Source organism: Clostridium sp. JN-9 (assembly GCF_004103695.1).
Taxonomy (GTDB): Bacteria; Bacillota; Clostridia; order Clostridiales; family Clostridiaceae; genus JN-9.
Map to the genome: position 1 here is coordinate 2778009 of NZ_CP035280.1, position 24784 is coordinate 2802792.

Here is a 24784-nt window from a genome sequence, read left to right on the forward strand (position 1 = left end):
ATTTCATTAAATTGACTTAATATGAATTAAAATAATTGTGATATAATAATAATCGTTATCATATTTTATTTTATACAGGAGGATTATGCTTTGAAGGCTAAAAAATACATTGGTATAAGTTTAATCATTATTGGTGTTTCAATAATAACAGCTGCACTTGGTGTGAAATATTGGGCTTATAAAAGACAGCAGGCAATGATAAATGCATTCCAGAAAACCATTCAGCAGGCAGATACCAAAGATAGTTCAAGTGAGGAAAAATCATCAGATAAAAAGTCCCCTGCACTGAATCAGGGTGCCATTGGTATAATGATTATACCTAAAATAAATCTAAATGTAGCCATAGGTGAAGGTGTGGATCTGGACACTTTAAAATATACTGTTGGACATTTTCCTGGTACTGGTCAGCCTGGAAAGCCTGGCAACTTTTGTGTTGCAGGCCACAGAAGCTATACTTATAGTGAATACTTTAATAGATTAAACGAAGTTACAAGTGGAGATGAAATAATAATTAAGACAAAAAAAGGGGAATACAAATATAAAGTATATAATTCATTTGTAGTTGAACCATCCCAGGTTAGTGTGCTGAATCCAACAAAGAATGCTGAATTAACACTGGTAACCTGCACTCCTATAAGAGTTGCCAGCCACAGATTAATAGTAAAAGCCAGATTGGAATAAATAGTTTTTAATGTATACTAATATCATAAATCCTTTAAAAAAGTATATACTATTTAATAAGTATGTTGTATATTATTATTGTATATAATTTTTTATTTGTACATAAAGCTTATATAAGGGAGGAAATTACAATGGCCTTCTATACGGATAAAGATATTGACAAAATTGAGAAGGATTTACGTTACTTAAATCTATTAGCTAAACAATACCCAACTATTTCTGCAGCAGGCACAGAAATAATTAATCTTCAGTCTATTTTAAATCTGCCAAAAGCCACTGAACATTTTATCAGTGATATTCATGGCGAATATGAATCCTTTACACATATGCTGAAAAATGCTTCAGGTGTCATAAAGAGAAAAATCGATGATGTGTTTGGTAACTCCTTAATGGAAAAGGAAAAAACAAGGCTTGCTACATTAATTTATTATCCTGAACAAAAACTTGAAATAATCAAACAAACAGAAGAAAATTTAGATGACTGGTACAGAATAACCATGTATCAGCTCATTCAGTTATGCAAAAATGTTTCATCAAAGTATACAAGATCTAAAGTCAGGAAAGCACTTCCTAAAGATTTTTCATATATAATAGAGGAACTGCTTCATGAACAGGGAGATAAAATAGATAAACATGATTACTATGAGGAAATAATAAAGACTTTAATTGACATTGATATTGCTGATGAATTCATAATAGCAATTTCAAAGGTTATTCAGAAACTGGTAGTAGACAGACTTCATATTATAGGAGATATATACGACAGAGGACCTGGAGCAGAAATTATTATGGATGCCCTTATGAATCATCATTCAATAGATATTCAATGGGGAAATCATGACATTATATGGATGGCTGCTGCAGCAGGTTCAAAAGCATGTATAGCTAATGTACTGAGGATATCTTTAAGGTATGCCAATTTAAATACTATAGAGGATGGTTATGGTATAAACTTACTTCCGCTGGCTACCTTTGCCATTGATCATTATAGTGACGATCAGTGTAAAAGTTTTAAACCTAAAACTATTGATAAAACATTGAGTAAAAATGATATTAACCTGATAGCAAAGATGCACAAAGCCATTTCAGTTATTCAATTTAAATTAGAAGGACAGATTATAAAATCTCATCCCGAATTTAACATGGATAATAGATTACTTTTAGATAAAATTGATTATGAAAAGGGTACCATAAATTTATATGGTAAAGTATATACTCTAAACGATAATAAATTTCCAACAGTAAATAAGGAAAATCCATATGAATTAACCCCTGAGGAAACGGATTTAGTAGAAAAATTAACCCGTTCTTTTACAAACAGTGACAAGCTTCAAAGGCATATTAAATTTTTATATAGTAAGGGCAGTATGTACTTAGTTTTCAATTCAAATCTGCTTTACCACGGCTGCATTCCATTAAATGAAGATGGAAGCTTTACTAAGATAAAAATAGGAAATGTATTTTACAGCGGGAAATCTCTTCTTGACCGCCTTGACAGAATTGCAAGAGATTCATACTTTTCAAAAAAAGGTTCTAAAGCTAAAAAATTCGGCATGGATATGATGTGGTACCTATGGTGCGGGCCTGATTCCCCTATGTTTGGCAAGGATAAAATGACAACCTTTGAAAGATACTTTATAAACGATAAGGAAACTCATATAGAGAATAGAAACCCCTATTACAAATACAGGGATGACGTTGATTTAAGCATAAGGATATTAAAAGAGTTTTCACTTGATCCTGAAACTTCACATATAATAAATGGACATATACCAGTAAAGACTAAGGAAGGAGAAAGTCCAATTAAAGCTAATGGCAAGCTATTAGTAATAGATGGAGGCTTTTGCAGAGCCTATCAGCCTGAAACAGGTATTGCCGGCTACACTTTAATATACAATTCCTATGGACTTCTTCTTATTTCCCATGAGCCATTTGAATCCACAGAAAAGGCTATTGTAGATGAAAAAGATATCCTGTCTTCATCTACAATACTTGAACAGGCAGTTAAAAGAAAAACTGTAGGCGACACTGATATAGGAAAAGATTTAAAAAAGCAGATCTCAGATTTAAAAATGCTGCTCATTGCATATAGAAAAGGTCTTATTAAAGAAAATGTGTAGGAAGAACCCATGTGGTTCTTCCTACACATTTTTATTTTCATCTAAAATTTTATTCAGCTCAGTTTCTATAATATCATGAACAGTTACAGCAAAATTTGATTTTTCCTCTTTTGATAATTTTGTTACGTCAATAGGTTTATGTATAACCATATGAAGTTTATTCCCTGTAACATGGTTTCCAGTTTCAAGTACCTTGTATGTTCCCTCTATTGTAACCGGCACCACAGGTACACCTGCATTAAAGGCCAGTTTCATGCTTCCTCTTTTAAATTCCTTCATCTTTCCGCCCAGGCTTCTGGTACCTTCCGGGAAAATTATCATGGAATATCCTCTCTTAACATTTTCCACTCCTGCATTTATAGCTTTAACAGACTCTCTTATATTTTCTCTGTCTATAAAAACAGTATGAAGCATTTCCAGCCATCCTGAAATCAGAGGAAGTTTTTTTATTTCCTTCTTTGCAATGAATCCAATAGGTTTGTTTATGAATCCAAAAAACAGGAATCCATCAAAAATACCCTGATGATTTGATATAAATACACATGGTCCCTGTGGTATATTTTCAATGCCAGTAATCTTTGTAGCAGTTTTAGTTTTTTTCAATATAAAGTTAGACATTTGTACAGTTTTACTGTAAAGATATCTTTCTGCTTCCTCAGCTGACTTTTTCTTCAACATTTTATACTTTATTTTATACACAGTTGTGTATATCATGTAACCTGCAAAATAAGCGTACCATAATTTTTTGTTCATTTTGTGTACCTCCACACATATTATACCTTATTCTATAAAAAACAAAAGCTTAGTCTATCTTGCCCATTCAGCTCTTATTTCTTTTAATTCATTTTTTGCATAAAAAATATCCGGTTCTTCATACTCTACATTTGATAATCTTAATACCCTGCCATAGGAATGCTTTATAGATAGTTCCTTCCCTTTTCCTGTTAATACCCAGATTATGCGGTAATTTTTTGGTTTTATCTTAAGCTCTTTTTCACCAAGGCCGTCTGTAAAATATAAAAGTATGCTGCTCATGTTTCCATGCATATTCATATATTCAATTACAGGTGAAAAAGCTGTTGCACCTCTGGTGTTTACTTTTTCCTTAACCTGCCTTACATTTCTAACCTTATATATTCTTTTTATTTCACTATCACATTCAATTATAGTTATTTCATGATTCTGGTTTTTTATAATTGAAAATACTTCTCTGATGCTTTGATAAAATTCATTCTGGCTAATGCTGCCGCTGATATCTATGGCTATGGTTATTTCTGTTACTTTTCTAGATAGAGTCCCAGGCAGATCAAGCCTGTCAGGCTGCCTTCTATTTCTTCTGGTAGTGGTTTTTCTGCGGCCTTCAGGCATTGTACCTGCTATCTTTTTTAAATAATCCTGCCATCTGATGTGAGGCTCTTTTCCTGCATCCTTTATATATTTATCTATCTGCTGAGGAACACTTCCTTTTGCAGACTGAAGTGCAGTTTTTTTTGTTAATGCATCAATTTCATCCTCTGTCATATTACTCCATGACTTATGCCAAATATCATGCAATTGTTCATTGATCTGTGGGTTATGATCTGTAATGTTCAAAGCCTCAGTTTTTATTTTTTTATCCTTAAGCAGGTTAATTGCCCCATCTATATCATATGCATATTCTTCCATGGTCTTACCAACCTTTAAATCCACATTATAAGCCATTCCAACAGTTTCCAAAGTATTACTCCAAGGTGGAATATTTTTTATATATTGATTTATGCTTACATCCATAGCTAAATTTACAGCCAGCTTGCTGTATTTTTTTCTAAGAGCTTTTTCCCTTTTATAGTGCTGATTTATTATATGATATATCTCATGTTTTATGATTGCATCCATCTGCAGAACAGAACATGAAAGAAAGATCTTTGGATTAAAAAACATTTCAAATCCTGAAATATTGGAAATTGTGCCTGCAGCTGCAGGTAAATCTAATTTTATATGTTTGCTTACATTCATCATAAAGTATGCAAAAAAATTATCCTCTCCACTCATCATAGATAAAGTACATAGTTCAATAAGCTTTAAAAACTTTCTTTTAAACTGTTCATTTATCTCTTCCTCTGGTTTCACCCAGGATACTGCTTCACTATATAATTCTCTTCTTAATGCTTCAAAATTAAGGTTTTCCTCCATAAATTCACCTGCTTAAAATTAGTCTTCAAAATTTTTATACATGTCAAAATAGCCATTAATAAATTCATCCTGATCCAAAAATTCCTTATATAACTTTTCAGGATATTTGTTTTTAATTTCCTTCATTATAGCCATTTTAAGATCATTAGAATAAAGATTAAGTACTTTGCAGAAAATTAAAATTTCTTTTTTTCTCTCCTGTAATTCATTAATGTAATTCAATGCATTTTTACTCATTAAATATAACCTGGAAGGCGTCTCACTTTGGATTTTATCCCGCAGCTCACTGGAAATTTCCTCCCCTTTTAACAGTTCCTGCGGTTCAATCATAGGATTATTATAGTTTTTAATAAAATTCATAAAATCCTGCGCAATATTTTGTCCCACATTACCTTTTATTACATTAAACAATATTCTTCCTGGAACATGCTCTTTATCATTTAAATAAACCTCATATGCATTTGAAACCCTTTCCCAGCTTCTTGGTGTAGCCTTTATACTGCTTTCTGCATAAGGTGTATGTAAATATTCCGGAAATGCTGCAATAAACTCCAATACCTGATTATTTATTTTCCCTTCATCCATGCCCCATTGAATCCACGCCTTAACATCAGTGTCCATTTCAACCCATACAAATCTATCTTCCTGGGCAGGGTCCATGTCTACCACCTGATAGTCAGTACTGGAAAACCCATCATTATTAGCAGAAGGATTCATTGCAGCTATTACATGTACATTTTCAGGCAGTACATATCCATTTATTTCCCTGTTTAATATAATATTCATTAACTCCTGCTGAACACTATGTTCACATCTATTCAGCTCATCTATAAAAAGCAGTATTTCCCTTTTAGAGTCCAGTTCAATTACATTGTTTATGTCCAGAAATTTGCTGTGAATTGCATAAGTGGTTACCTTCCTTTTAACCTTAGTGTTACCAATTATCATATCATGTTCTTCCACAGTAGGCAGACCGCCTATTTCACCTTCTTTAAGCATATTTCCATCAATATTTACATAATAATAATTATTTCTTTTTGCTAATTCTTTAGCCAAAGCTGTTTTACCAATTCCGCTTTCCCCTACTATCATTGGAACTGCTTTGCTTTTTAGAACCAGCTCCACTGTCATTAGTACATCGTTAAAATTCATTTTTTTTCTCCTTGCCATTTAATACTCTAAATTACAGTCTACAAAAATTCTTTTGGCCTTTTTGCTTGCATATAATCTAATAAACTTATTTTTGTTAAATGTAATTGTTTTGCTTTCAATATAATCTGATATATACTTTTTATTTATTTTTTCATCTATAAACTTTTTCTTTAATATTCTCTTTATGTCACCTTCACTTACGGAGCCTCCAACATATTTTAATACCTTTATATTTAAATAAATAAAATTTTCAATTTTACTTTGGTTTAGTTCATTAATATAATTAACTGCTTCTTCATTCTTACAAACAGCTGAATTTTCCACTTCTTCATCAGCATTTTCAATATATTTTATTGCATGCCAGTTTTTATTCACTGCTAATAATTGTATATCCTTGTCTGGCTTTTTTATAAACTTAATAGAATCCCAATCCTTTTCTATAGCCATTCTTTGAATTTCCTGTGATGGATCATTAACAAATTGTATAGCCCAGCCCTTTGAATTCACTGCTTTAACTATAACATCATAGGATGGATCTTTAATTACCTTTAAAATGTTCCAGGCTTTTTCTACAGCATAAAGGCACATTTCTTCATCAGGATTTTTTATGTATTCAAAGGACCATACATTGGATTTCAAAGCTTCCATGATTATTTCCTTTGATGGATTTTTTATATATTTTAATAAAGCACCGTTTTTTTTCACAGCTTCCATATCTTCCATAACAATACCTCTTTTCAGGCTAATTTTAGCATAAATTAAAAAATATTAAAATGGAAAATCATTATTCATGTATGTAACACTTTTGTAACATAAATTACAGCTGCGTAACCAATTGCAGAAAATTAAAGTATACACTATAATTAGGATAATTAAATACACTTTACAATGGGTCTGTGCCTATTCTTTTGTACCCATTATTAAGGGGGAAGATTATGAATAATGAACAAAATAAAACTATATTGTTAGTTGAAGATGAGAAATCAATTAGAGGATTTATAAAAATAAATTTACAGAGAAATGACTTTTTAGTAATTGAAGCAGCAAGCGGTGAAGAAGCTTTAAGTAAAATGCACACTCAGAAAATAGATTTGGCCATTCTTGATGTTATGCTTCCTGGAATAGATGGTTATCATGTTTGTAAAGAAATAAGGGAAGCCTATCCACAAGTGGGCATTATAATGCTTACAGCTAAGAGCCAGGATATGGATAAGATTATAGGTCTTGAATTTGGTGCTGATGACTATATGATTAAGCCTTTTAATCCACTGGAGCTTGTACTTAGAGTAAAAGCACTAATAAGACGTACAGGTAATACTACAGATAACAGCAGTGAAAATATTTTAATCCATGGTCCTTTTAAAATTGAAGTAGATGCTCAAAGAGCATATAAAAATGACATAGAGCTTGACCTCACTCCTAAGGAATATATGCTTTTAAAAATATTTATTGAAAATGCAGGCAAAGCTTTAAAAAGGGATGATCTGCTGGATATGGCATGGGGATATAATTTTATGGGTGATTCAAAGTTAGTTGACGTAAATATAAGAAGATTAAGATCTAAAATTGAAGATGATGCCTCAAACCCAACCTTTATTGAAACTGTATGGGGAACTGGTTACAGATGGCATAAGAATTAACTTTAAGGATGGTTTTATAATGAAAAGCATTAAAACCCGTTTAGTGGGAAACTTTATGTTATTGATAGTTGTAACTATTGCAGTTTTAGAAATACTTTTGCTTAATGCAGTAAAATATTACTATTACAACAACATAGAGGATATCCTTACAAATCAGATTAAAATATCATCAGATTTTTATTCAAGATATTTCAGCAGTTCTACACTGCAGGAAAATTTAATAGACAACGTGGATGTATTTTGGGAACAAACTCCTGCTGAAGTACAGATAGCCGATACTGAAGGAAATGTGTTAATGGATTCCATAGGAGTACTGCCTAAGGAAAAAATTCAGACTGATGATTTTAAAAAAGCTTTAAAGGGTTCAAAGGGCTTGTGGGTGGGCTCTGTAAGCTATGATAAATATAAGGTAATGACAGTTTCTTATCCATTAAAATCCAATGATAAGATTATAGGAGTATTAAGATTTACTTCCAGTTTAAAGGATGTTGAAAAGCTAATAGAAAAAGTTACATTTGTTTTTATTGCTGCTGGTATAATTGTCATAATTCTTGCTGGCTTACTTGGAGTATTTCTTTCAAATACAATAACGGAGCCATTAAAAGAAGTAACGGATTCAGCCCAGAAAATGGCGGGAGGAAACTTTACTGCAAGAGTTCCAAGAAAATATGATGATGAAATTGGTAAGCTATCTGATACTTTAAACTATATGGCAGATGAAGTATTAAAAAGAGAACAGCTGAAAAATGATTTTATATCCTCTGTATCCCATGAGCTTAGGACTCCCCTTACCTCAATTCGGGGCTGGGCTATAACTTTAAAAAGCGGTGATCTGTCAGATAAAGATATGATTTCTGACGGCCTCAATATTATTGATGAAGAGGGTGAAAGGCTTTCCGGTATGGTTGAAGAGCTATTAGATTTTTCAAAGCTCATATCTGGAAAAACAAAATTAAAAATTCAGCAGTGCAATATTATTGACATAATTAATAAAGTACACAAGCAGCTTACTCCAAGAGCAGAAAGAGAGAATATTAATTTTACAGTAAGCTATGACCCTGATCTGCCCTATATAAATATTGATAAAAACAGAATTATTCAGGTATTAATTAATGTATTGGATAATGCCTTCAAATTTGTTGGTAAAGATGCAAAGGTTACGCTAACTGCTACTTATGATAGCAGCTATATAATTATTGTCATAGAAGATAATGGATGCGGAATTTCAAAAGAAGAACTGCCAAAAGTAAAAGAAAAATTCTATAAGGGTAAAAGCAGTAAATCACAAAACGGCATAGGTCTATCCATTTGCGATGAAATAATAAGTCAGCATAATGGCATACTGCAGATTGACAGTGAATTAAATGTTGGAACTAAAGTCAGCATTTGCTTACCACTAGAGAATTGAGGTGGACATAAAATGAAAAAGTTTATTTTATTTTGCTTACTTTTTATATTTCCATTAAATTTTATATTAACAGGATGTACCCCTATAAATTTGTATGAATCCACTGAAAAGATATTAACTCCCGGAAATAATTCCATACCAATAGAAGGTAAATGGAAAATTACCAGATCCATAATACCCGGCAATGTGAATAAATCAAAGCTGGAAGTGGACAAATTAATTGGTAAAACAGCAGAATTCAGCAGATCAATGGCTGTTGTAGGGGATGAAGTGTGTAAAAATCCAAGATATAAAGTTAAAGTTGTAAATTCCAACAGCTACTTTGTTTACCAGTACAAACTAAGAGCCAGTGATATTGGACTAAAATCAGATAAAGTGCAGATTATATCTGTATTTAATGATAATAATCTTTTTTACAGCTTCGTTAAGGATAAAGATAATCATATTATGCTTTATGTAGATGGAATATTTTATTGTTTAAATAAAATTTCAGATAAAGGTGACTTTGTTCAGGATGATGATGCGGATTCAACTATTAATAACAAGCTTACAAATGATTCTAAAGTATTAAAAACCGGAATTCTGCTTGGTCTAAGATATACAAAGAGTTCAAAATATGATATCCCCGGTGCTAGTGAAAAAGAACAGACAGAAACTGATTATAGAACTTTGTGGATAAGCTCTAATAATAAATCCATTAACGATGTTTATGAAACAAATGATTTATTTGTACCAAGAAAAAATGGCTTTTGGAAAGTAGGAGTTAAAAGAGAGGTTACTAGTCAGTATGTGCAGGATAATTTATTTGCATATCCTGTAGAAACTCAGCCTCTTACAAAGGCTTTGCCCTGGGATGATGGCAATGGATTTTTAGCAAAAACTATATTATTTGTGGGCAATGATTATGTATCCACGGAATGGAATGGCAGCGGCTATATACAGTCCACAGACAAATCCTGGAGGACTGATGCCCTTAAGGTATTGCCTATTGACAATCTAAATGTTACAAATGGTATAAAATTAACTGATTTAATAGGCCCTACAGGAAAAGATGTAATGAAAGAATCCAGTGAAAATATTTATAATTCTCAAAACAATCAGATAAAAAGTACAATAGAAAAAACTGCCAGGGAGGATAGCTTTGCTATGGTAAGGCGTAATGGCCACTGGGTACTGCGGGGAAGACTTAACAGTATAAATGACTCTCCAAACAGTCCATATGTTGACTTTAATATAACTACTTCTCCCACTTCAAAATTTGTTACCTATGATGAACTTCAGGTTCCCTGGAGTGCTGTAAAAAAGGCTATACCAGATGCTGTGGATGCTTATACTTCGCCAAATAAAGATATTGCACTGATAATTGCCAAAGATACACTATACATTTATACCTTAACCAATAATGAGCTTTCAAAAGCTCCTGTTAAAAAGTATAAATTAAATCCTGGTGAATCTGTTGTCATGGCTGAATGGGTTTTAGGAAGCTATGTAGGAAAATGGCAGCAGAGTTTTGAAAGAAATGATATAAACAAATTAGATTCAAACTAAATAATAAACAGGCTGATTTCACTTAACTGGAATAGCCTGTTTATTTTTTATTTATATTTTTAGAATGAATTTATAAAAAAGACTAATAATAATTTTATAATAATTAAGGAGGTAGCCTATGGATTTTGAATTTACAAATAGCTTTTTAAAAAAAATGCCCCCACAGACTCAAAATGTTCATCCAGGACTAGAGAAACTTATGGACCCACTACCTGTATTTGATGATCCGGGATATATTTCTTCAAATAAATTAAAGGGAAAGACAGCCTTAATAACTGGTGGTGACAGCGGTATTGGAAGGGCTGTAGCCTGTGCCTATGCCAAGGAAGGTGCAGATATCTCCATTATTTATTTTAATGAACATGAAGATGCCAATGAAACCAAAAGTATTGTGGAAAGCCTTGGGAGAAAGTGTGTCCTTATTCCTGGAGATATAAGCGACGAGGATTTTTGCAAAGCTGCTGTTCAGCAGACAATAAATAAATTTAAAAAATTAGATATTCTTGTAAACAATGCCGCTGTACAGTACGTTCAAAACAGTATAGAGGATATAACAGCAGCTCAGCTGGAGAAAACATTCAAAACAAATGTCTTCAGCATGTTTTATTTATGCAAGGCAGCCATTCCCAGTTTGAAGGCTGGATCTGCAATTATTAATACAGCTTCAATAACAGCATATAAAGGTGAAAAAACTTTAATTGATTATTCTTCTGCAAAAGGCGCCATTGTAACTTTTACAAGATCCCTGGCTTTAAGTTTATGCCCTAAACACATCAGAGTAAATGCAGTAGCACCTGGTCCAATTTGGACTCCATTGATTCCATCAAGCTGTACTGCTGAAGAAGTGTCTCAATTTGGAACAACTTCACCTATTGGAAGGCCTGGGCAGCCGGTAGAGCTTGCGCCTGCATATGTGTATCTTGCTTCTAAAGACTCATCCTATGTAAATGGTTCTGTAATACATGTTAATGGGGGAAGCTTTATGAGCAATTAGAAATATATTATAAGGAAGGAGTAATTGTATGAGTAAAAATAAAAATATAAAATCTCAGAATCAAAGTAAATCAGATAACTCAGAAAACAGCAGAAATGCTAAAAATGGTTTTATGTTCAGGGGAAATGCCAGCAAAATTGCAGCAGATCAGGGAACCAGAAATAAAAACTAGTTAAAATTTCATATCTGTTAATTTCAAGGAGGCTATTTATAAAATGGTCTCCTTAATTTTTTATCCCTTCATTCCATAAATTATCTTCAATTTTTTTATTTTCCTTAATTACCTCAAATTTTGCATAGTATCATGAAAATTACTCTGTTACAATGTTACATATAGCTTAAACGCATAAGTTATAAATGCCGAATCTCAATTATGAGTACGGAGGAATTACAAATGGGGTGAATCTCCTCACTTATTTCAGGGGGAGTAGGGTACCTTTAACCCAAACCCGTCAACTAACTTCGGAGGCTGATTAAAGGAGGAAAACACATGTTAAAATTAAACAAATTTAAAACTATTATTGCTGCTGCAGCTTTTACTTTTATGGCTGCAACTTCCGTCAAAGCTGCATCATATCAGGTTGTTTCTGGTGATTCGCTATATTACATCGGCAAGACTTTTAATACTAATGTACAAGCTCTTATGAATGACAATGGACTGTCTGGTTATTCCATATACCCCGGGCAGATATTGAATGTTCCTGGTATTGATTATACTGTTAAATCTGGTGATTCATTATATTTTATTGCTAAAAGATATGGTATATCTGTTAACCTTTTGAAACTGGCAAATAACAAATGGGCAGATATGATTTATACCGGTGAAAAACTGGTTATTCCAGCAGGCGGTAACTGGACAAGTAGTCAGACAGCCGCATCAAAAGGTGTTATCAGCTATACTTCATCAGATGTGGATCTGTTAGCAAGATTAATTACTGCAGAAGCTGGCGGAGAAAGCTATAATGCCATGGTTTCCGTTGGTGCAGTAATTGTGAACAGAGTTAAGAGTGCTGAATTCCCAAATACCATAAGCGGGGTAATTTATGATGAGCCAGGTGGATATTACCAGTTTACTCCTGTTTTAAATGGCATGATTAATAAACCTGCGTCTCAAGCTGCCATAAATGCAGCATATGATGCACTAAAAGGTACCGACCCAACCAATGGTGCTCTTTACTTCTACGACACTACAGCTACTAACAGCTGGTTAAGATCAAAACCAGTTGCTGCAAGCATTGGCGGTTTAGTATTTGCTTATTAAAATAGGGGCTGCCGCATTAGCAGTTAAAACTGCTGATGCAAGGCTCATTTTTTATTGAAGGCTGAAACTAAAGATTAAAGATTAAATAACAAAGAACAAATAATGTTGATTTTCTTACAGAAAATCTTAAAATTCAATTTGCTGAGTGAATCATGCGTTTTAAGAACCAAGGATGGCTCTAATTACAGTTTAACTAATAGAGTTAAAAAAGGATTTGAAAAATCCAGAGCCGATAGGCTGCCCCTTAAAACCCAAAGATTAAAGTCTGTTCTTTAATCTTTCCTGCTTTAGATATATGGCTCTTTTATTAAATAGTGTTGATAAAGTAACAAGTTCCCGTTAGGGACAGGCTAATTAAAACATATTTTAGCATTCCTCATATTTATATATGTATTTTCAATATTAATTTTACTTATTGCTTCTATAAATATATTTATTGTAGATGAAATATTATTAAAATTAGAACTCTTTAAAAATTTGAATAGGCTTAAATAATTATTTAAATACTTTGTTGCTACTCCTCTAAAACGGTACATCCATTCCATGCAGTCACGTCTATATTTTACTGCTTCAGAGCTATTATCAAGATATTTATTGATCTCCATTACCTTTTTTCTTTTAAAGAACATGGCAAAAAAGCTTTTCGGTCTTGAGATTACATGTTTATTTTTATTTAATAATTTTCCAATATGATTTTCCATATCCATTGCATTCATACGTCCCATTCCCACTGCTCTGGAATAAATATTTTTATGTGAATCCAGTGCTGTAATAACGCAGACTTTATTATTGCTGATATTAATGTAACTTACGCTTTGATCATGAACTCTCTTTTCATCATGTTCAATGCCTTTCTGTCCCTTCCGGGAGAATTTTAAGAAAAAATTTTCAAGTTCAAACTTTCCCTGCATCTTATTTTGTTTAACCATTTTTAAAGCAGAGAGCAGCTTGTGCCTCCAGTAAAATAGTGTTACATAAGAAACGCCAATTTCCCTGGCTGCCGCCTTAAGGGATAAGCCCTCAATGGTACACTTAATGAATGCCTCCCACTTTTCAGGGAAATGAGTCCTTGCAATTGGCGTGTTTGTAAAATCATTAAAGGTTTTTTTGCAGCTTTTGCATATATATCTTTGTTTACCATTGTATTTTCCATATAGCACTGTATGGGTGCAGCCACAGTATGGGCATTTTCTTTCAGAATCATGTCTTAATGAAGCAAAATAAGATAATATATTTATATCAGTACATTTTTTATTCTCCATGGTAATCCAATCCTTTCAGTAATATGTAGGTATCTTAATTATTACCATTAAAGGATTGTCCTATTCACATCAACATTATTATTTAAAAGAGCCATAGGTGTCTATAGAAAGTAAATATCTAAACACCACAATATATTGCATGTAAATTCATTAGTGCGACAGCCCCAAGGCTCCTTCTTTAACCAAAGATTAAGGATTAAATAACAAAGAACAAATAAGGATTTGAAAAATCCAAAGCCGGTAGGCTGCCCTTTGAAACCAAAGATTAAAGTCTGTTCTTTAATCTTTCTTGCTTTAGATATATGGCTCTTTTATTCAATAGTGTTGATAAAGTAACAAATTCCCGTTAGGGACAAGTCAATTAAAACTGACTTTAGCATTTCTCATATTTATATATGTATTTTGGGCAGTAATTTTACTTATTTGTTCTATAAATTTATTTATTGCAAATGAGCCATTATTAAAATTGGAACTTTTTAAGAATTTGAATAAGCTCAAATAATTATTTAAGTACTTTGTTGCTACTCCCCTAAAACGATACATCCATTCCATGCAATCGCATCTGTATTTTACTGCTTCAGGGCTATTATCAAGATATTCATTAATCTCCCTTATGTTCTTTCTTTTAAAGAACAAGGCAAAAAAACTTTTTGGTCTTGAGATTGCCTGCTTATTTTTATTTAATATTTTTCCAATATAATTTTCCATATCCGTTGCATTCATACGTCCTGTGCCCACTGCTCTGGAATAAATATTATTATGCAAATCTTTTTTTATCATCTAATAAAACTATAATTGAAACCATTTTTAGTTATTAAAACTTATGATTCACTTAATCAATTGAGTTTTTGGTTTTTCTGCAAAGAAAAACTACCTTATTTAATCTTTGTTCTTTGATCTTTGTTCTTTTGATGAAGTCCTATTCACATCAACATTATTATTTAAAAGAGCCATAGGTGTCTATAGAAAGTAAATATCTAAACACCGTAGCAGTCCCATGTAAACTATATGTAAACTTCTCTTTAATTAGTATGCGTAAAAGTTGCCTTTCTAAGTCCATATGTAATATAATGATGTAAGCATAAATTATAAGGAGAAGATTATGAAAAAAAATTATACACAAATGGTTATGGTCTTTATAGGCTTATTTTTAGTCTCATCGTTTTCAAATACTTTAGCCCCTTTTATTACTACCATTAAAAGTTCCTATAATGTTAACAGTGAATTAATTGCTATACTTCCTTCAGTAGTATTCATTGCCGCCTCTATCATGAATGTACTTGGCTTTAAGCTTATATCCTTTCTGGGCTTAAAGAAAGGACTTATTGTATCAATAGCAACATGCATAACTTCAAGCATTATTATATTTTTTTCAAAATCATTTTATATTTTATTAATAGGCTATTTCATATCAGGTCTTGGTATTGGAATGAGCTATTTATTTTTAAGTACCATACTTTCTCTTCTCCCAAAGGAGTATCAAAAATTCAGTTTGTTCAATGCTTTCTTTGGTCTGGGAGGAATATTAAGTCTTCCTGTTGCAAGATTAATTATATTGAATCATGTACCATTTAATTATACATATTTAATTCATATAACTACTTTATCAATATATTTAATATTTGTTTTCAAACTAGAAAATACTCCAAAAGTAAACAGCAAATTTGCATGGAGTGACTTTGGCAGTGTTCTTAAAAATCCACTGGTTCTTTATTTTGCTTTTGCAATTTTCTTTTATGTTGGTGCAGAAACCTCTACAACAAACTGGACGGGCAGTTTCCTGGAAAGATATTATGGTATAAGTACTGCAGAAGTACCTAATATTCTGCTTGGCTTCTGGATTCTGTTTACCACTGGAAGAGTATTTGGTGATTCCTTTATTAATAAAATAGGTCATCTGAAGCTTCTTATTATTTCATCTTTTGGTGCAGTATGCGGAATTGCAATAATCCTTACAGGTTCTTTGAAAATACAGGCATTCATAGGTATTGCCTTAATTGGCATAATGATTTCAATAATGTACCCTGCAATTCAAAGTTATATGGTTCAAAGTGTATCTATAGATGATGTGCCTGCTACTTCTGCCATGATAGGAGTATTTAATAGTTTGGGATCAATGATTTTGACATATGTAATAGGAATCTGCGGAAACATAAAGGTAAGTTATGTTTTTATAATACAAATATTTTTCTATGCTTATATAGCCTTTGTATCATCAAAATTTTTGATTAAGCATTATGACAAAGAAAATCAGAGGTGATAGAATTTCATGAAAAGATATTTCATTCAGGTTATGGGATCAGTTCAAGGTGTTGGTTTCAGATATTTTGTAAGCTATACTGCAAAACTTTATAATATTACCGGATGGGTAAGAAATTGTGACGATGGCTCCGTGGAAATAGAGGCACAAGGTCACAATGAAATACTAGATAAATTTATAAAAAAATTAAAAATAGGAAATAGATTTGCTGAAGTAGAGAATATAAATATAACGCCATTACCTTTAGATGATAAAGAATCTTCATTTAGGGTTAAATATTAGCATGTTTTATTCTTTGACCTTTTAAAACTATAATAAACCATATTGTTATTACAATTCCCTTTAATATACTGCTTAAGCTTATACTCCACCATACTCCATTTAAACCTAGAATATTTGGTTTTGACAATATAATGGCTGCCGGAATTCTAAGTCCGGTAAGTATTATACCATTCAGTGCCGGCGGTATGGTTCTGCCTATGCCGTTAAAGGCTCCTGCAGTGGTTATTTCAATGCACATAAAAAGCTGAGAACATCCTAGAATTCTTAGATAATCAACTCCATATGGTATTACTTTTTCATCAGGTATAAACAGAGCAAACAAAGGTCTTGCTCCAAATACTAATAATAGTGTAGCGAATATTCCAATGCAGCTCATTGCAAGTAATGATGTAAAGTATCCTTTATATATCCTATCCCACTTTTTTGCACCATAATTTTGTCCAACGAATGCACTTACAGCAGTAGAAAATCCTCCTGCAGTCATCCAGGAAATTGCTTCTATTTGTGAACCAACCTTTTGTACTGCAACAGGTACCTCACCAAATGAAGCAACAATTCTTGCTATAAACATGCCTATTATACAAAAAAATCCATTTTGAAGTGCAACAGGAGTTCCTAATTTAAATATCCTTTTAATATAAAACTTGTCCATTTTTTTTAATAAACTTATGTTATCTAGTAATTTAGTTTTCTTTTTTATTTCATATAAGAATAATGCATCTGCAGCAGCCTGAGATACTATTGTACCTATTGCAGCACCAACCACTTCAAGCCTTGGGAATGGTCCAATTCCGAAAATTAAAAATGGATCCATTATCATATTCATTAAAATTCCAATAGTATTAATTTTAAATGGTGTTTTACTGTCCCCATATCCATTAAAAATTCCTGTAAATACAGGAGTTATAAGATAAAAAACCATACCTAAGGATATTATCAGTAAATAATTCTCAGCCATATTAACTACATATTCACTATTCAGTTTAAAGAAGCCTATTAATTGCTTTCTTAATACTATCATTACAATTCCATAAATAAAGCCTAAAACTACATCAAGCTGTATGGTATTTTTAACGTATCCCTTAATATCTTTATTATTTTTCCTTCCAATAGACTGAGAAATTCCAATTTCAGCCCCGGTCTTTGGAATAAATGCAAATGCATTTGCAAGCCATGTAAAAAAGCCAGCTGTTCCTATGGCGGCCACCGCACTGCTGCTGACTCTTCCAAGATATATCATGTTAACAAGATTATAAGACATCTGTATAAATGAAGTGCCCATTATGGGCATGGCTAATTTAATCAGCTTGTTTAATATATTTCCCTGTGTTAAATCAATTTTGTCATTCATAAATGTTGTAACCTCCGTGCGCTTAATCCATGCTATTTCTTAATTATATTTATAAACTTAAATATTTACCTATATTTTTATCAACTGCAAGCAGTAATTCCTCTTCTGAAAATCCAATGCTTTTCATAAGGTTTCCAATTGTGCCATAGGATAAAATATTTTTGTATATCATATCCTCTGCACTTTTAATAAACTCTCTGCTATTAAATAAATTTAATATGGAATCTGCCAGTGCCTTAACCATATGGTTTTTCCCATCATATGGAATATAATTCAGTACCTGGCTGATTGGCTTATTACCTGCATCATCTATCTTACTGTTTAAAAACATAACGATATTCATCATATTATCCTTGTTGTCAATAAAAGAATTAAGTGAGTTCATAATTTTAGCTTGTATACTTTCTCCATTAATGAATTTTGCAACCATGGGGTTTAAACTTACCAGAAGCTTATTAACTTCATTTTTAACCATGGTTTTAAACTTTATATCATTTATATAAAGTTTAATGGATGCTGCTATCTCTGGGCTTTTATTATACACCAAAACCTTCAGGCTGTTTTCAAAACCCTGTGGTAAAATACTATTAAATGTTTTCCCGCTCTTTTCATTTTCATGTAAAGTCTTTTCAGCTAAACTATAGACAATATCCCTGAAATCTTTTGAATTTAAAAATGCAGAAATTTTCTTTTCTAATACCTTTCTTAAATCATGATAAAAATCAGATTTTAAGAAAAATCTGATATCCTTATTTAAATTCCATTTTACCCAGTCTGATATAAACTTTCTAATTTCATTATTATCCATATAAACCCCCCCAAAAATAAAGTATACAACAATAAATATCTATATAGTACAATTTTAACAAAAGTCAAAATAAAATAATCATTTTTTTGATACATAAGGATTATCTTTTATATAATACCTCCACAAAAAATCCTTTGCTTCTTCTGCATAGTCAATGCCGATTCTTTTTGTATGAACAATCTCAAATTTATTATTTGGATCTTCATTTTTGTCATATTCTATATAAAGTTTATCCCCGCAGAGATCTTCCATATTATTTTCCTTTGTAATATTTAAAGCCATACATAATTTGGAAGGCCCAGAGGTTAAATTCTTCACCTGAAGCCTAGTAAGTTTATCATAGCTTGTTTTGAACCTGAGTCTGGCTATTTCATCAAGACCATCTACAGGTTCTAATGCTCTTACTAAAACTCCTTCAGCTGATTCTTCCTTTTTTGTAATTACATTAAAGCAATAATAAAGACCATAAATGGAAAAAACATAAGAAATTCCAGGCTTACCATAAAGTGCTTCATTCCTTGCCGTTCTCCTGCCACCATATGCATGAGAAGCCTTATCCAGATCAGCTATATATGCTTCTGTTTCGACTATCCTGCCCTTTAACTTTATGCCATTAATATCATGTACCAGTATTTTGCCAAGTAAATCTATTGATACTTCCCTGGCATCCCGACTATAAAATTTTCTTGATAGCTTCATATATTTCTACCTTCTAACTTATTAAAATTTCATAAAATACATATGTTGTAATATTATCTGCAATTATGAGCAATTAAATGTATTTATCTAAATAATATCCATGTTATTTGAACTTTCAATTTCCATGAAGGTTCTATAATATTTTTTAGGAGATACGCCAAAGGTATTTCTGAAAGCTCTCAAAAAATTCGAATAGTCCTTAAAGCCGCACTTAATACAAATGTCCATTACGCTTGTTCCTTTCTTCGCCAGTGCTGCTGCAAGCATAAGTCTTTTTTGCATAATATAACTATGCAGTGTATATCCTGTCTGCAATTTAAACTTATGCATTAAATAATATTTGTTCATGTAAAAAGCGGAAGAAATACTATCTATGGATAAGTCCTTATTTATATTTTCGTTTATATAATTAATGATGGAATTTATTGTTTCATCATATTCTACTTCTGAGCTGTCAACTCTGTTTTCAATATTTAAACAAAGCCTGTTGATTAACACCATGAATTGCAAAAATAAAGAATTCTTCAATACTTTACTTCCAAATTCCTTATCCTGACAAGCATCCTGAAGTTTAAAAAGTGTATATTCAAAACCTGCCGGGAAATGAGTGTTCAATCTGATTAAGTTTGACTTATTGCTTGAAACAATTTTAAAGCAATTCAGCAAATCACAGTCTCTGCTTTGCTTTTCTAAAAATTTTGAGTTTACCCAGATTATAATTCTTTCATAATCACAGTTTGAATTAATAACCGGTTTATGAATCTCATTACTATTTACAAGAAGTATATCCCATGGTTTAAGTTTATATGCCTTGCCCTCTATTAAATAAGTAACATCTCCGGAAATAAAAATTATAATTTTATTAAAGTCATGGTAATGAAATTCAAATTCCAGGTTACTTTTGTCCTTTAAGTGGAAAAGTTTAAAATCGTCCCATAAATATCCTCTCTTAATTTTTTCCTCAAAGCTTTCATTGCTCATATTAAAATCCCTTATTTCTCCAGGTTATATTGTCTCCTCTTCCCATGTCCACAGCATACCCTGCTCTGTTAATTCTGCCCTCAATACACATTCTGCATTCAGCAGCTTCATCCCCTGTACATATCTTTCCATCATAAAGTGAATATTTTTTTCGCACAGTTACTGGTGAAAGATTTGGCATTACTACATTTCCTCCAGCCTTTAAGCCCCTTTCCCTTCCAACAGGATCTATGGTACCCAGGGCTGTAGTAGCAGGAAGTAATACATCAGGTAAAAATAACCTGATTATTGCCAGCATGATTATAGTTTTCTCTACAGTACCACCCTTTTCCCTGCCTAAAGGTGTATCTTTATGAGGAATAAATGGTCCTATTCCCACCATGTGCGGCTGCAGCTCCTTAATAAACATTATGTCCTTAACCAGATCCTCATTTGTTTGTCCTGGAAGTCCTACCATGAACCCGGCTCCTACCTGATATCCTATGTGTTTCAAATTCCACAGACATGAAATTCTGTTTTCAAAGCTCATATTCTTATGAAGCTTCTCGTAAAGCTCCTTTGATGCGGTTTCGTGCCTTAAAAGATACCTTTCTGCTCCTGCATCAAAATATCTTTTATATGATTCATATGATTTCTCTCCTATAGATAAAGTTATAGCACAATCAGGATATTTATTTTTAATATTCTTTACTATTTCTACAATTTTATCATCTGTAAAGTAATCATCCTCTCCGCCCTGGAGTACGAATGTCCTATATCCTAATTTATATCCCTGATCACAAGTTGAAAGTATTTCTTCTTCAGTTAATCTATATCTGTCTGCCTTACTGTTCATAGCTCTTATGCCGCAATAAGCGCAGGATCTCTTACAGTAGTTAGTAAATTCTATTAAGCCTCTCATAAATACTTTATTGCCATACCTGCTTATTCTTATTTCATTTGCCTTCTCAATAAGATATTTCTCTTCATCTTTGGTTAAATTATCAAGTAAAAATAATAATTCACTATTATCTATATAATTTGTTTCATATAACCTGTCAATTAATTCAATTATTCTTGAATTACTCATATTAATCCCTTTTCCTTTTCAAAGTTTATTGTGATTATATTCTATCATGTGAACTTTGACTTTGTCTAATGGCAAAAAATAAACAGCCCTCCTGCGGAAAGCAGAAAGGCCTGTTTTAATGTAATAATTATTATATGTAGATTAATAATATCCTTAATCAAATAATAATTTAATAAAAACACATAGGCTAGTTATTACAAAGGCATTCTTAGATAACCATATAAACTTTTCAGTATCAAAGTTTTTTTCTTGCTTAAAAAAATTGTTAATCATTGTTCATGCCTCCAAGATAAAGTTTCTTTATTTCATTGTCTTTAATAGATTATGATTTAATAAATCATCTGAATACTGAAGCTCGCTTAGGTATTGTTCCTTCTTTTCCTTTAATTCAGCGGTTTCAGGTATCTTTTGCCCTGTTGAAATATCATAATAAGTGTTAGTCCAGGATATATAGAATACCTTGCCGTCAGTAAATGATCCATTTCTAAATATTACCTTTTGTTCCTTGCTGTTTAATATATCGTTGCCAAACATATTTTTTTCAGGAAGATTTAATAAATTAGCCAGTGTAGGATACAAATCCATCTGCCCGCAATAGGCTGAATTTACACCTTTATATTCATCATTAGGGAAATGAATAATCAGCGGCACTTTCTGATACTGATACCATTGTAAATCATTCTTATTAGTTACATTTTCAAATTTATAAAGTTCATCCGCATTTTCCTTTGGTATCGCAAAATGATCTCCATATAAAACTATTAGGGAATCCTTATCCATCCCTTTATCATGTAACTGCTGCAAAAACATTCCCAATTGTTCATCTGTATAATGAATAGCCTTTAAATAATTTCCAAGCAGTGTACCCTCATATTCCCCTACATTAAATTCACCATAACCTTTAGTGTCGTTATATGGGAAATGGCTGCTTAGTGTAACCAAAAATGAATAATATGGCTTCTTAAACTGGCTCATTTTTTCAACAGATTGTGTTAAAAATGATTTATCACTTAACCCAAGCCCTACATTTTCATCTAATGTAAAACTTCTCTGGCCATAAAAGTCATCAAATCCCTCAGCTTTATACATTACATTTCTATTCCAAAACCCTTCAGAATTGCCGTGTAAAGCTGCAGTATAATAATTTTTGCTTTTAAGGCTTTGTGCTAAGGAATTGTAGGTATTACCACTGTATATATAATAAGCTGCACCTGATTCTGCAGGATAAAGAGAGTTATTGCTCATAAATTCAGCGTCTGATGTATTTCCTCCTGCAACCTGATAAAAATAATTATTAAAATAAAGGCTGCTTTTCAGCCACTTATTAAGATTTGGGGTTATTTCCTGTCCATTGATGCTTTTGTCTATTACAAATTGCTGCAAAGCCTCAACCTGGATTACTATTAAATTTTTACCTTCTGCCACTCCTTTTAAATTTTTCTGCTGAACTGTAACTCCATTATTGGATGATAAAAATGTCTCAATACTTTTTTCCTTTTCTGCTGGCAGTGGTTTTGAATTTTTTATTTTATTTGTGGCTGTATTGTATATGTCTACTGCATGCAGATTTAAATTGCCAATTAATTTAGTCAGATAAATCCTGTTGCTCATTGAAGTTAATAAAGTTGGCTGTTCAATGGATACTTTATATAGTGACATTCCATTAATAGCTACACCTATAGCTAGTATTACAGCAAACTTTGCTGATCTTAATAAAAGTTTCTGCTTATTTAATTTTGCAATTTTATTTACATATAGTCTTTTTATTGGTCTCATTAGTATGATATCTGCCAAAAACAGAAAATCCTGCAATTTAATTAATCCTTTTACGCTGGAAGTCACACCTGTAAGAAGTTTTGCATTTCTCAATAAGGAAATGGTTAAAATATCCTTATAATAACGAAAATACATTAAATCAGCTATGAGTATTACACTTATTACTATATCCATTATGTATAATACTTTTACTCTTTTCTCACCATTAAATAATAACGCTATACTCAATAGTATTAATATTGACCCTATTATTGGAATATATACACCTTTGTCAAAATAATCAGGTGATATTTCCTTACCATACACTGCGAATTTAATGAAAAATATAATGAAAAATATTAAAATATCACTATTATTTAATAGAATATTTAAAGGTTTTTTTAATTTTTCGCCTATCGTTTTTAATAACAATGTCTACACCACCAAAATAATTAATTTATTTTAACTTTTATATACACTTTGAAACTTATTTATACTTTATTATAATAACTCAAACTTATTAACTTGTAATAAACAAATATTAAACTTTTATAAACTAAATATTATCAATTTAAATTTAAAGCCCTCCAGCTGTGCTGAAAGGCGTATTTAACCTGACCTGCTTAACTTTTATTTAATAAATTATTTTAACCTTTAAATCTATAACCTGCACCCCATACTGTTTCAATATATTCTGGGTTTGAAGTGTCTTTTTCAATTTTTTCCCTTATTTTTCTTATATGCACAGTTACAGTGGATACTTCACCATAGGAGTCTATACCCCAAAGTTTATCAAACAATTCATCCTTACTGAAAACTCTGTTTGGATTTTCTGCAAGAAATATTAATAAATCCAATTCCTTTGTTGTAAAGTTAATTTCCTTGTCATTAATATACACTCGTCTGGAAGCCTTATCAATTCGCAGGCCTCTAACCACTATTTCTTCTTTTTTATTTTCATTTCCTACTAATCTTTCATACCTTGTGAGATGAGATTTTACCCTGGCAACTAACTCACTAGGGCTAAAGGGTTTGGTAATGTAATCATCTGCTCCCAATCCAAGCCCCCTGATTTTATCGATATCCTCTTTTTTTGCAGATACCATTAATATTGGTATATCCATGTTTTTTCTGATTTCTTTACATATATCAAAGCCATCCATTCTAGGCAGCATTACATCTAAGATAATAAGATTGTACTTATTCTCCTTGGCTTTCTTTAGTCCTGTATCGCCGTTAGTTTCTATATCAACACTAAAACCGCTGAGCTCTAAATAATCCTTTTCCAGCTCTGCAATAGTAACTTCATCCTCAATAATAAGTATTTTCTTCATAAAAAAT

The 24784-nt window shown here is 31.9% G+C and carries 23 protein-coding genes and 1 riboswitch; of the genes, 10 read left to right on the forward strand and 13 right to left on the reverse strand.

Translation table 11 applies throughout. The features are described 5' to 3' along the window. Positions 1 to 90: 90 nt before the first annotated feature. On the forward strand, positions 91 to 681 hold the full coding sequence (locus EQM05_RS13400) for a class D sortase (RefSeq protein ID WP_243108077.1): 591 nt from the start codon (positions 91 to 93) through the stop codon (positions 679 to 681). A gap of 131 nt (positions 682 to 812) precedes the next feature. Further along, entirely contained in the window at positions 813 to 2801 is a 1989-nt protein-coding gene (locus tag EQM05_RS13405) for a fructose-1,6-bisphosphatase (protein WP_128750495.1), read from the forward strand. A 21-nt stretch (positions 2802 to 2822) separates the two neighbouring features. On the opposite strand, the gene EQM05_RS13410 is transcribed toward EQM05_RS13405, so the two are convergent. Genes EQM05_RS13410 through EQM05_RS13425 form a run of 4 tightly spaced genes read right to left on the reverse strand, consistent with a single transcriptional unit; the run spans position 2823 to position 6848 of the window. Next, on the reverse strand, positions 2823 to 3554 hold the full coding sequence (locus EQM05_RS13410) for a lysophospholipid acyltransferase family protein (RefSeq protein WP_164917302.1): 732 nt from the start codon (positions 3552 to 3554) through the stop codon (positions 2823 to 2825). A 54-nt stretch (positions 3555 to 3608) separates the two neighbouring features. Then, the gene (locus EQM05_RS13415) at positions 3609 to 4973 is read right to left on the reverse strand and encodes a VWA-like domain-containing protein (protein WP_128750496.1); all 1365 of its coding nucleotides are present in this window, start codon (positions 4971 to 4973) and stop codon (positions 3609 to 3611) included. Between the two features lie 18 nt (positions 4974 to 4991). Further along, entirely contained in the window at positions 4992 to 6125 is a 1134-nt protein-coding gene (locus EQM05_RS13420) for an AAA family ATPase (RefSeq protein ID WP_128750497.1), read from the reverse strand. An 18-nt stretch (positions 6126 to 6143) separates the two neighbouring features. Further along, positions 6144 to 6848, reverse strand: coding sequence for a DUF4116 domain-containing protein (locus EQM05_RS13425; protein WP_128750498.1), 705 nt, complete (start codon positions 6846 to 6848; stop codon positions 6144 to 6146). 212 nt (positions 6849 to 7060) lie between these two features. Here EQM05_RS13425 and EQM05_RS13430 point away from each other — a divergent pair, with 212 nt between their 5' ends. The 6 genes from EQM05_RS13430 (at position 7061) to EQM05_RS13450 (ending at position 12976) form a co-directional block, all read left to right on the forward strand. Beyond that, entirely contained in the window at positions 7061 to 7765 is a 705-nt protein-coding gene (locus tag EQM05_RS13430; protein WP_128750499.1) for a response regulator transcription factor, read from the forward strand. A 19-nt stretch (positions 7766 to 7784) separates the two neighbouring features. Further along, on the forward strand, positions 7785 to 9173 hold the full coding sequence (locus EQM05_RS13435; RefSeq protein WP_128751126.1) for an ATP-binding protein: 1389 nt from the start codon (positions 7785 to 7787) through the stop codon (positions 9171 to 9173). 12 nt (positions 9174 to 9185) lie between these two features. Further along, positions 9186 to 10721: a hypothetical protein gene (locus EQM05_RS13440; protein ID WP_128750500.1), complete on the forward strand. Its 1536-nt coding sequence runs from the start codon at positions 9186 to 9188 to the stop codon at positions 10719 to 10721. Between the two features lie 118 nt (positions 10722 to 10839). After that, complete coding sequence (locus tag EQM05_RS13445) at positions 10840 to 11715, forward strand: SDR family oxidoreductase (protein ID WP_128750501.1); 876 nt, start codon at positions 10840 to 10842, stop codon at positions 11713 to 11715. A 28-nt stretch (positions 11716 to 11743) separates the two neighbouring features. Beyond that, on the forward strand, positions 11744 to 11887 hold the full coding sequence (locus tag EQM05_RS15915) for a hypothetical protein (RefSeq protein ID WP_164917303.1): 144 nt from the start codon (positions 11744 to 11746) through the stop codon (positions 11885 to 11887). A 176-nt stretch (positions 11888 to 12063) separates the two neighbouring features. Next, positions 12064 to 12202: riboswitch (cyclic di-AMP (ydaO/yuaA leader) on the forward strand. Between the two features lie 3 nt (positions 12203 to 12205). After that, positions 12206 to 12976 (forward strand): LysM peptidoglycan-binding domain-containing protein, encoded by a 771-nt coding sequence (locus EQM05_RS13450; RefSeq protein ID WP_128750502.1) that lies wholly within the window; start codon positions 12206 to 12208, stop codon positions 12974 to 12976. 350 nt (positions 12977 to 13326) lie between these two features. Here the strand turns inward: EQM05_RS13450 and EQM05_RS13455 are convergent, their stop codons facing one another. Together EQM05_RS13455 and EQM05_RS13460 are read right to left on the reverse strand one after the other, a co-directional pair. Beyond that, positions 13327 to 14238: an IS1595 family transposase gene (locus tag EQM05_RS13455; protein WP_128750503.1), complete on the reverse strand. Its 912-nt coding sequence runs from the start codon at positions 14236 to 14238 to the stop codon at positions 13327 to 13329. 357 nt (positions 14239 to 14595) lie between these two features. Continuing rightward, the gene (locus EQM05_RS13460) at positions 14596 to 15018 is read right to left on the reverse strand and encodes a hypothetical protein (protein WP_128750504.1); all 423 of its coding nucleotides are present in this window, start codon (positions 15016 to 15018) and stop codon (positions 14596 to 14598) included. A 322-nt stretch (positions 15019 to 15340) separates the two neighbouring features. On the opposite strand from EQM05_RS13460, the gene EQM05_RS13465 reads away from it, so the two are divergent. Further along, the gene (locus tag EQM05_RS13465; protein ID WP_128750505.1) at positions 15341 to 16498 is read left to right on the forward strand and encodes an MFS transporter; all 1158 of its coding nucleotides are present in this window, start codon (positions 15341 to 15343) and stop codon (positions 16496 to 16498) included. A 9-nt stretch (positions 16499 to 16507) separates the two neighbouring features. Further along, a complete protein-coding gene (locus EQM05_RS13470) occupies positions 16508 to 16780 on the forward strand; it encodes an acylphosphatase (RefSeq protein WP_128750506.1) in 273 nt (90 codons plus the stop codon). Here EQM05_RS13470 and EQM05_RS13475 read toward each other — a convergent pair. The 7 genes from EQM05_RS13475 to EQM05_RS13505 all read right to left on the reverse strand — a co-directional run bounded on the left by EQM05_RS13475 (position 16770) and on the right by EQM05_RS13505 (position 24777). Continuing rightward, on the reverse strand, positions 16770 to 18131 hold the full coding sequence (locus EQM05_RS13475; protein ID WP_128750507.1) for an MATE family efflux transporter: 1362 nt from the start codon (positions 18129 to 18131) through the stop codon (positions 16770 to 16772). The two genes, EQM05_RS13470 and EQM05_RS13475, sit on opposite strands and share 11 nt — an antisense overlap. 49 nt (positions 18132 to 18180) lie before the next feature. Continuing rightward, positions 18181 to 18939, reverse strand: a complete 759-nt coding sequence (locus tag EQM05_RS13480) for a hypothetical protein (protein ID WP_128750508.1) — start codon at positions 18937 to 18939, stop codon at positions 18181 to 18183. Between the two features lie 78 nt (positions 18940 to 19017). After that, positions 19018 to 19638: a DNA-3-methyladenine glycosylase gene (locus tag EQM05_RS13485; RefSeq protein ID WP_128750509.1), complete on the reverse strand. Its 621-nt coding sequence runs from the start codon at positions 19636 to 19638 to the stop codon at positions 19018 to 19020. A gap of 87 nt (positions 19639 to 19725) precedes the next feature. Beyond that, positions 19726 to 20619, reverse strand: coding sequence for an AraC family transcriptional regulator (locus EQM05_RS13490; RefSeq protein ID WP_128750510.1), 894 nt, complete (start codon positions 20617 to 20619; stop codon positions 19726 to 19728). A 1-nt stretch (position 20620) separates the two neighbouring features. Continuing rightward, on the reverse strand, positions 20621 to 21673 hold the full coding sequence (gene hydE, locus EQM05_RS13495) for a [FeFe] hydrogenase H-cluster radical SAM maturase HydE (RefSeq protein WP_128751127.1): 1053 nt from the start codon (positions 21671 to 21673) through the stop codon (positions 20621 to 20623). A 315-nt stretch (positions 21674 to 21988) separates the two neighbouring features. Further along, a complete protein-coding gene (locus EQM05_RS13500; protein WP_128750511.1) occupies positions 21989 to 23875 on the reverse strand; it encodes an LTA synthase family protein in 1887 nt (628 codons plus the stop codon). 215 nt (positions 23876 to 24090) lie between these two features. Continuing rightward, on the reverse strand, positions 24091 to 24777 hold the full coding sequence (locus EQM05_RS13505) for a response regulator transcription factor (protein WP_128750512.1): 687 nt from the start codon (positions 24775 to 24777) through the stop codon (positions 24091 to 24093). Positions 24778 to 24784: the final 7 nt, after the last annotated feature.

What these genes read in the sequence shown, in the direction of transcription:
- EQM05_RS13405 (WP_128750495.1), top strand. Translation starts at nt 813, where the DNA reads ATGGCCTTCTATACGGATAAAGATATTGACAAAATTGAGAAGGATTTA.
- EQM05_RS13410 (WP_164917302.1), bottom strand. Translation starts at nt 3,554, where the DNA reads ATGAACAAAAAATTATGGTACGCTTATTTTGCAGGTTACATGATATAC.
- EQM05_RS13415 (WP_128750496.1), bottom strand. Translation starts at nt 4,973, where the DNA reads ATGGAGGAAAACCTTAATTTTGAAGCATTAAGAAGAGAATTATATAGT.
- EQM05_RS13420 (WP_128750497.1), bottom strand. Translation starts at nt 6,125, where the DNA reads ATGAATTTTAACGATGTACTAATGACAGTGGAGCTGGTTCTAAAAAGC.
- EQM05_RS13425 (WP_128750498.1), bottom strand. Translation starts at nt 6,848, where the DNA reads ATGGAAGATATGGAAGCTGTGAAAAAAAACGGTGCTTTATTAAAATAT.
- EQM05_RS13430 (WP_128750499.1), top strand. Translation starts at nt 7,061, where the DNA reads ATGAATAATGAACAAAATAAAACTATATTGTTAGTTGAAGATGAGAAA.
- EQM05_RS13435 (WP_128751126.1), top strand. Translation starts at nt 7,785, where the DNA reads ATGAAAAGCATTAAAACCCGTTTAGTGGGAAACTTTATGTTATTGATA.
- EQM05_RS13440 (WP_128750500.1), top strand. Translation starts at nt 9,186, where the DNA reads ATGAAAAAGTTTATTTTATTTTGCTTACTTTTTATATTTCCATTAAAT.
- EQM05_RS13445 (WP_128750501.1), top strand. Translation starts at nt 10,840, where the DNA reads ATGGATTTTGAATTTACAAATAGCTTTTTAAAAAAAATGCCCCCACAG.
- EQM05_RS15915 (WP_164917303.1), top strand. Translation starts at nt 11,744, where the DNA reads ATGAGTAAAAATAAAAATATAAAATCTCAGAATCAAAGTAAATCAGAT.
- EQM05_RS13450 (WP_128750502.1), top strand. Translation starts at nt 12,206, where the DNA reads ATGTTAAAATTAAACAAATTTAAAACTATTATTGCTGCTGCAGCTTTT.
- EQM05_RS13455 (WP_128750503.1), bottom strand. Translation starts at nt 14,238, where the DNA reads ATGGAGAATAAAAAATGTACTGATATAAATATATTATCTTATTTTGCT.
- EQM05_RS13460 (WP_128750504.1), bottom strand. Translation starts at nt 15,018, where the DNA reads ATGATAAAAAAAGATTTGCATAATAATATTTATTCCAGAGCAGTGGGC.
- EQM05_RS13465 (WP_128750505.1), top strand. Translation starts at nt 15,341, where the DNA reads ATGAAAAAAAATTATACACAAATGGTTATGGTCTTTATAGGCTTATTT.
- EQM05_RS13470 (WP_128750506.1), top strand. Translation starts at nt 16,508, where the DNA reads ATGAAAAGATATTTCATTCAGGTTATGGGATCAGTTCAAGGTGTTGGT.
- EQM05_RS13475 (WP_128750507.1), bottom strand. Translation starts at nt 18,131, where the DNA reads ATGAATGACAAAATTGATTTAACACAGGGAAATATATTAAACAAGCTG.
- EQM05_RS13480 (WP_128750508.1), bottom strand. Translation starts at nt 18,939, where the DNA reads ATGGATAATAATGAAATTAGAAAGTTTATATCAGACTGGGTAAAATGG.
- EQM05_RS13485 (WP_128750509.1), bottom strand. Translation starts at nt 19,638, where the DNA reads ATGAAGCTATCAAGAAAATTTTATAGTCGGGATGCCAGGGAAGTATCA.
- EQM05_RS13490 (WP_128750510.1), bottom strand. Translation starts at nt 20,619, where the DNA reads ATGAGCAATGAAAGCTTTGAGGAAAAAATTAAGAGAGGATATTTATGG.
- EQM05_RS13505 (WP_128750512.1), bottom strand. Translation starts at nt 24,777, where the DNA reads ATGAAGAAAATACTTATTATTGAGGATGAAGTTACTATTGCAGAGCTG.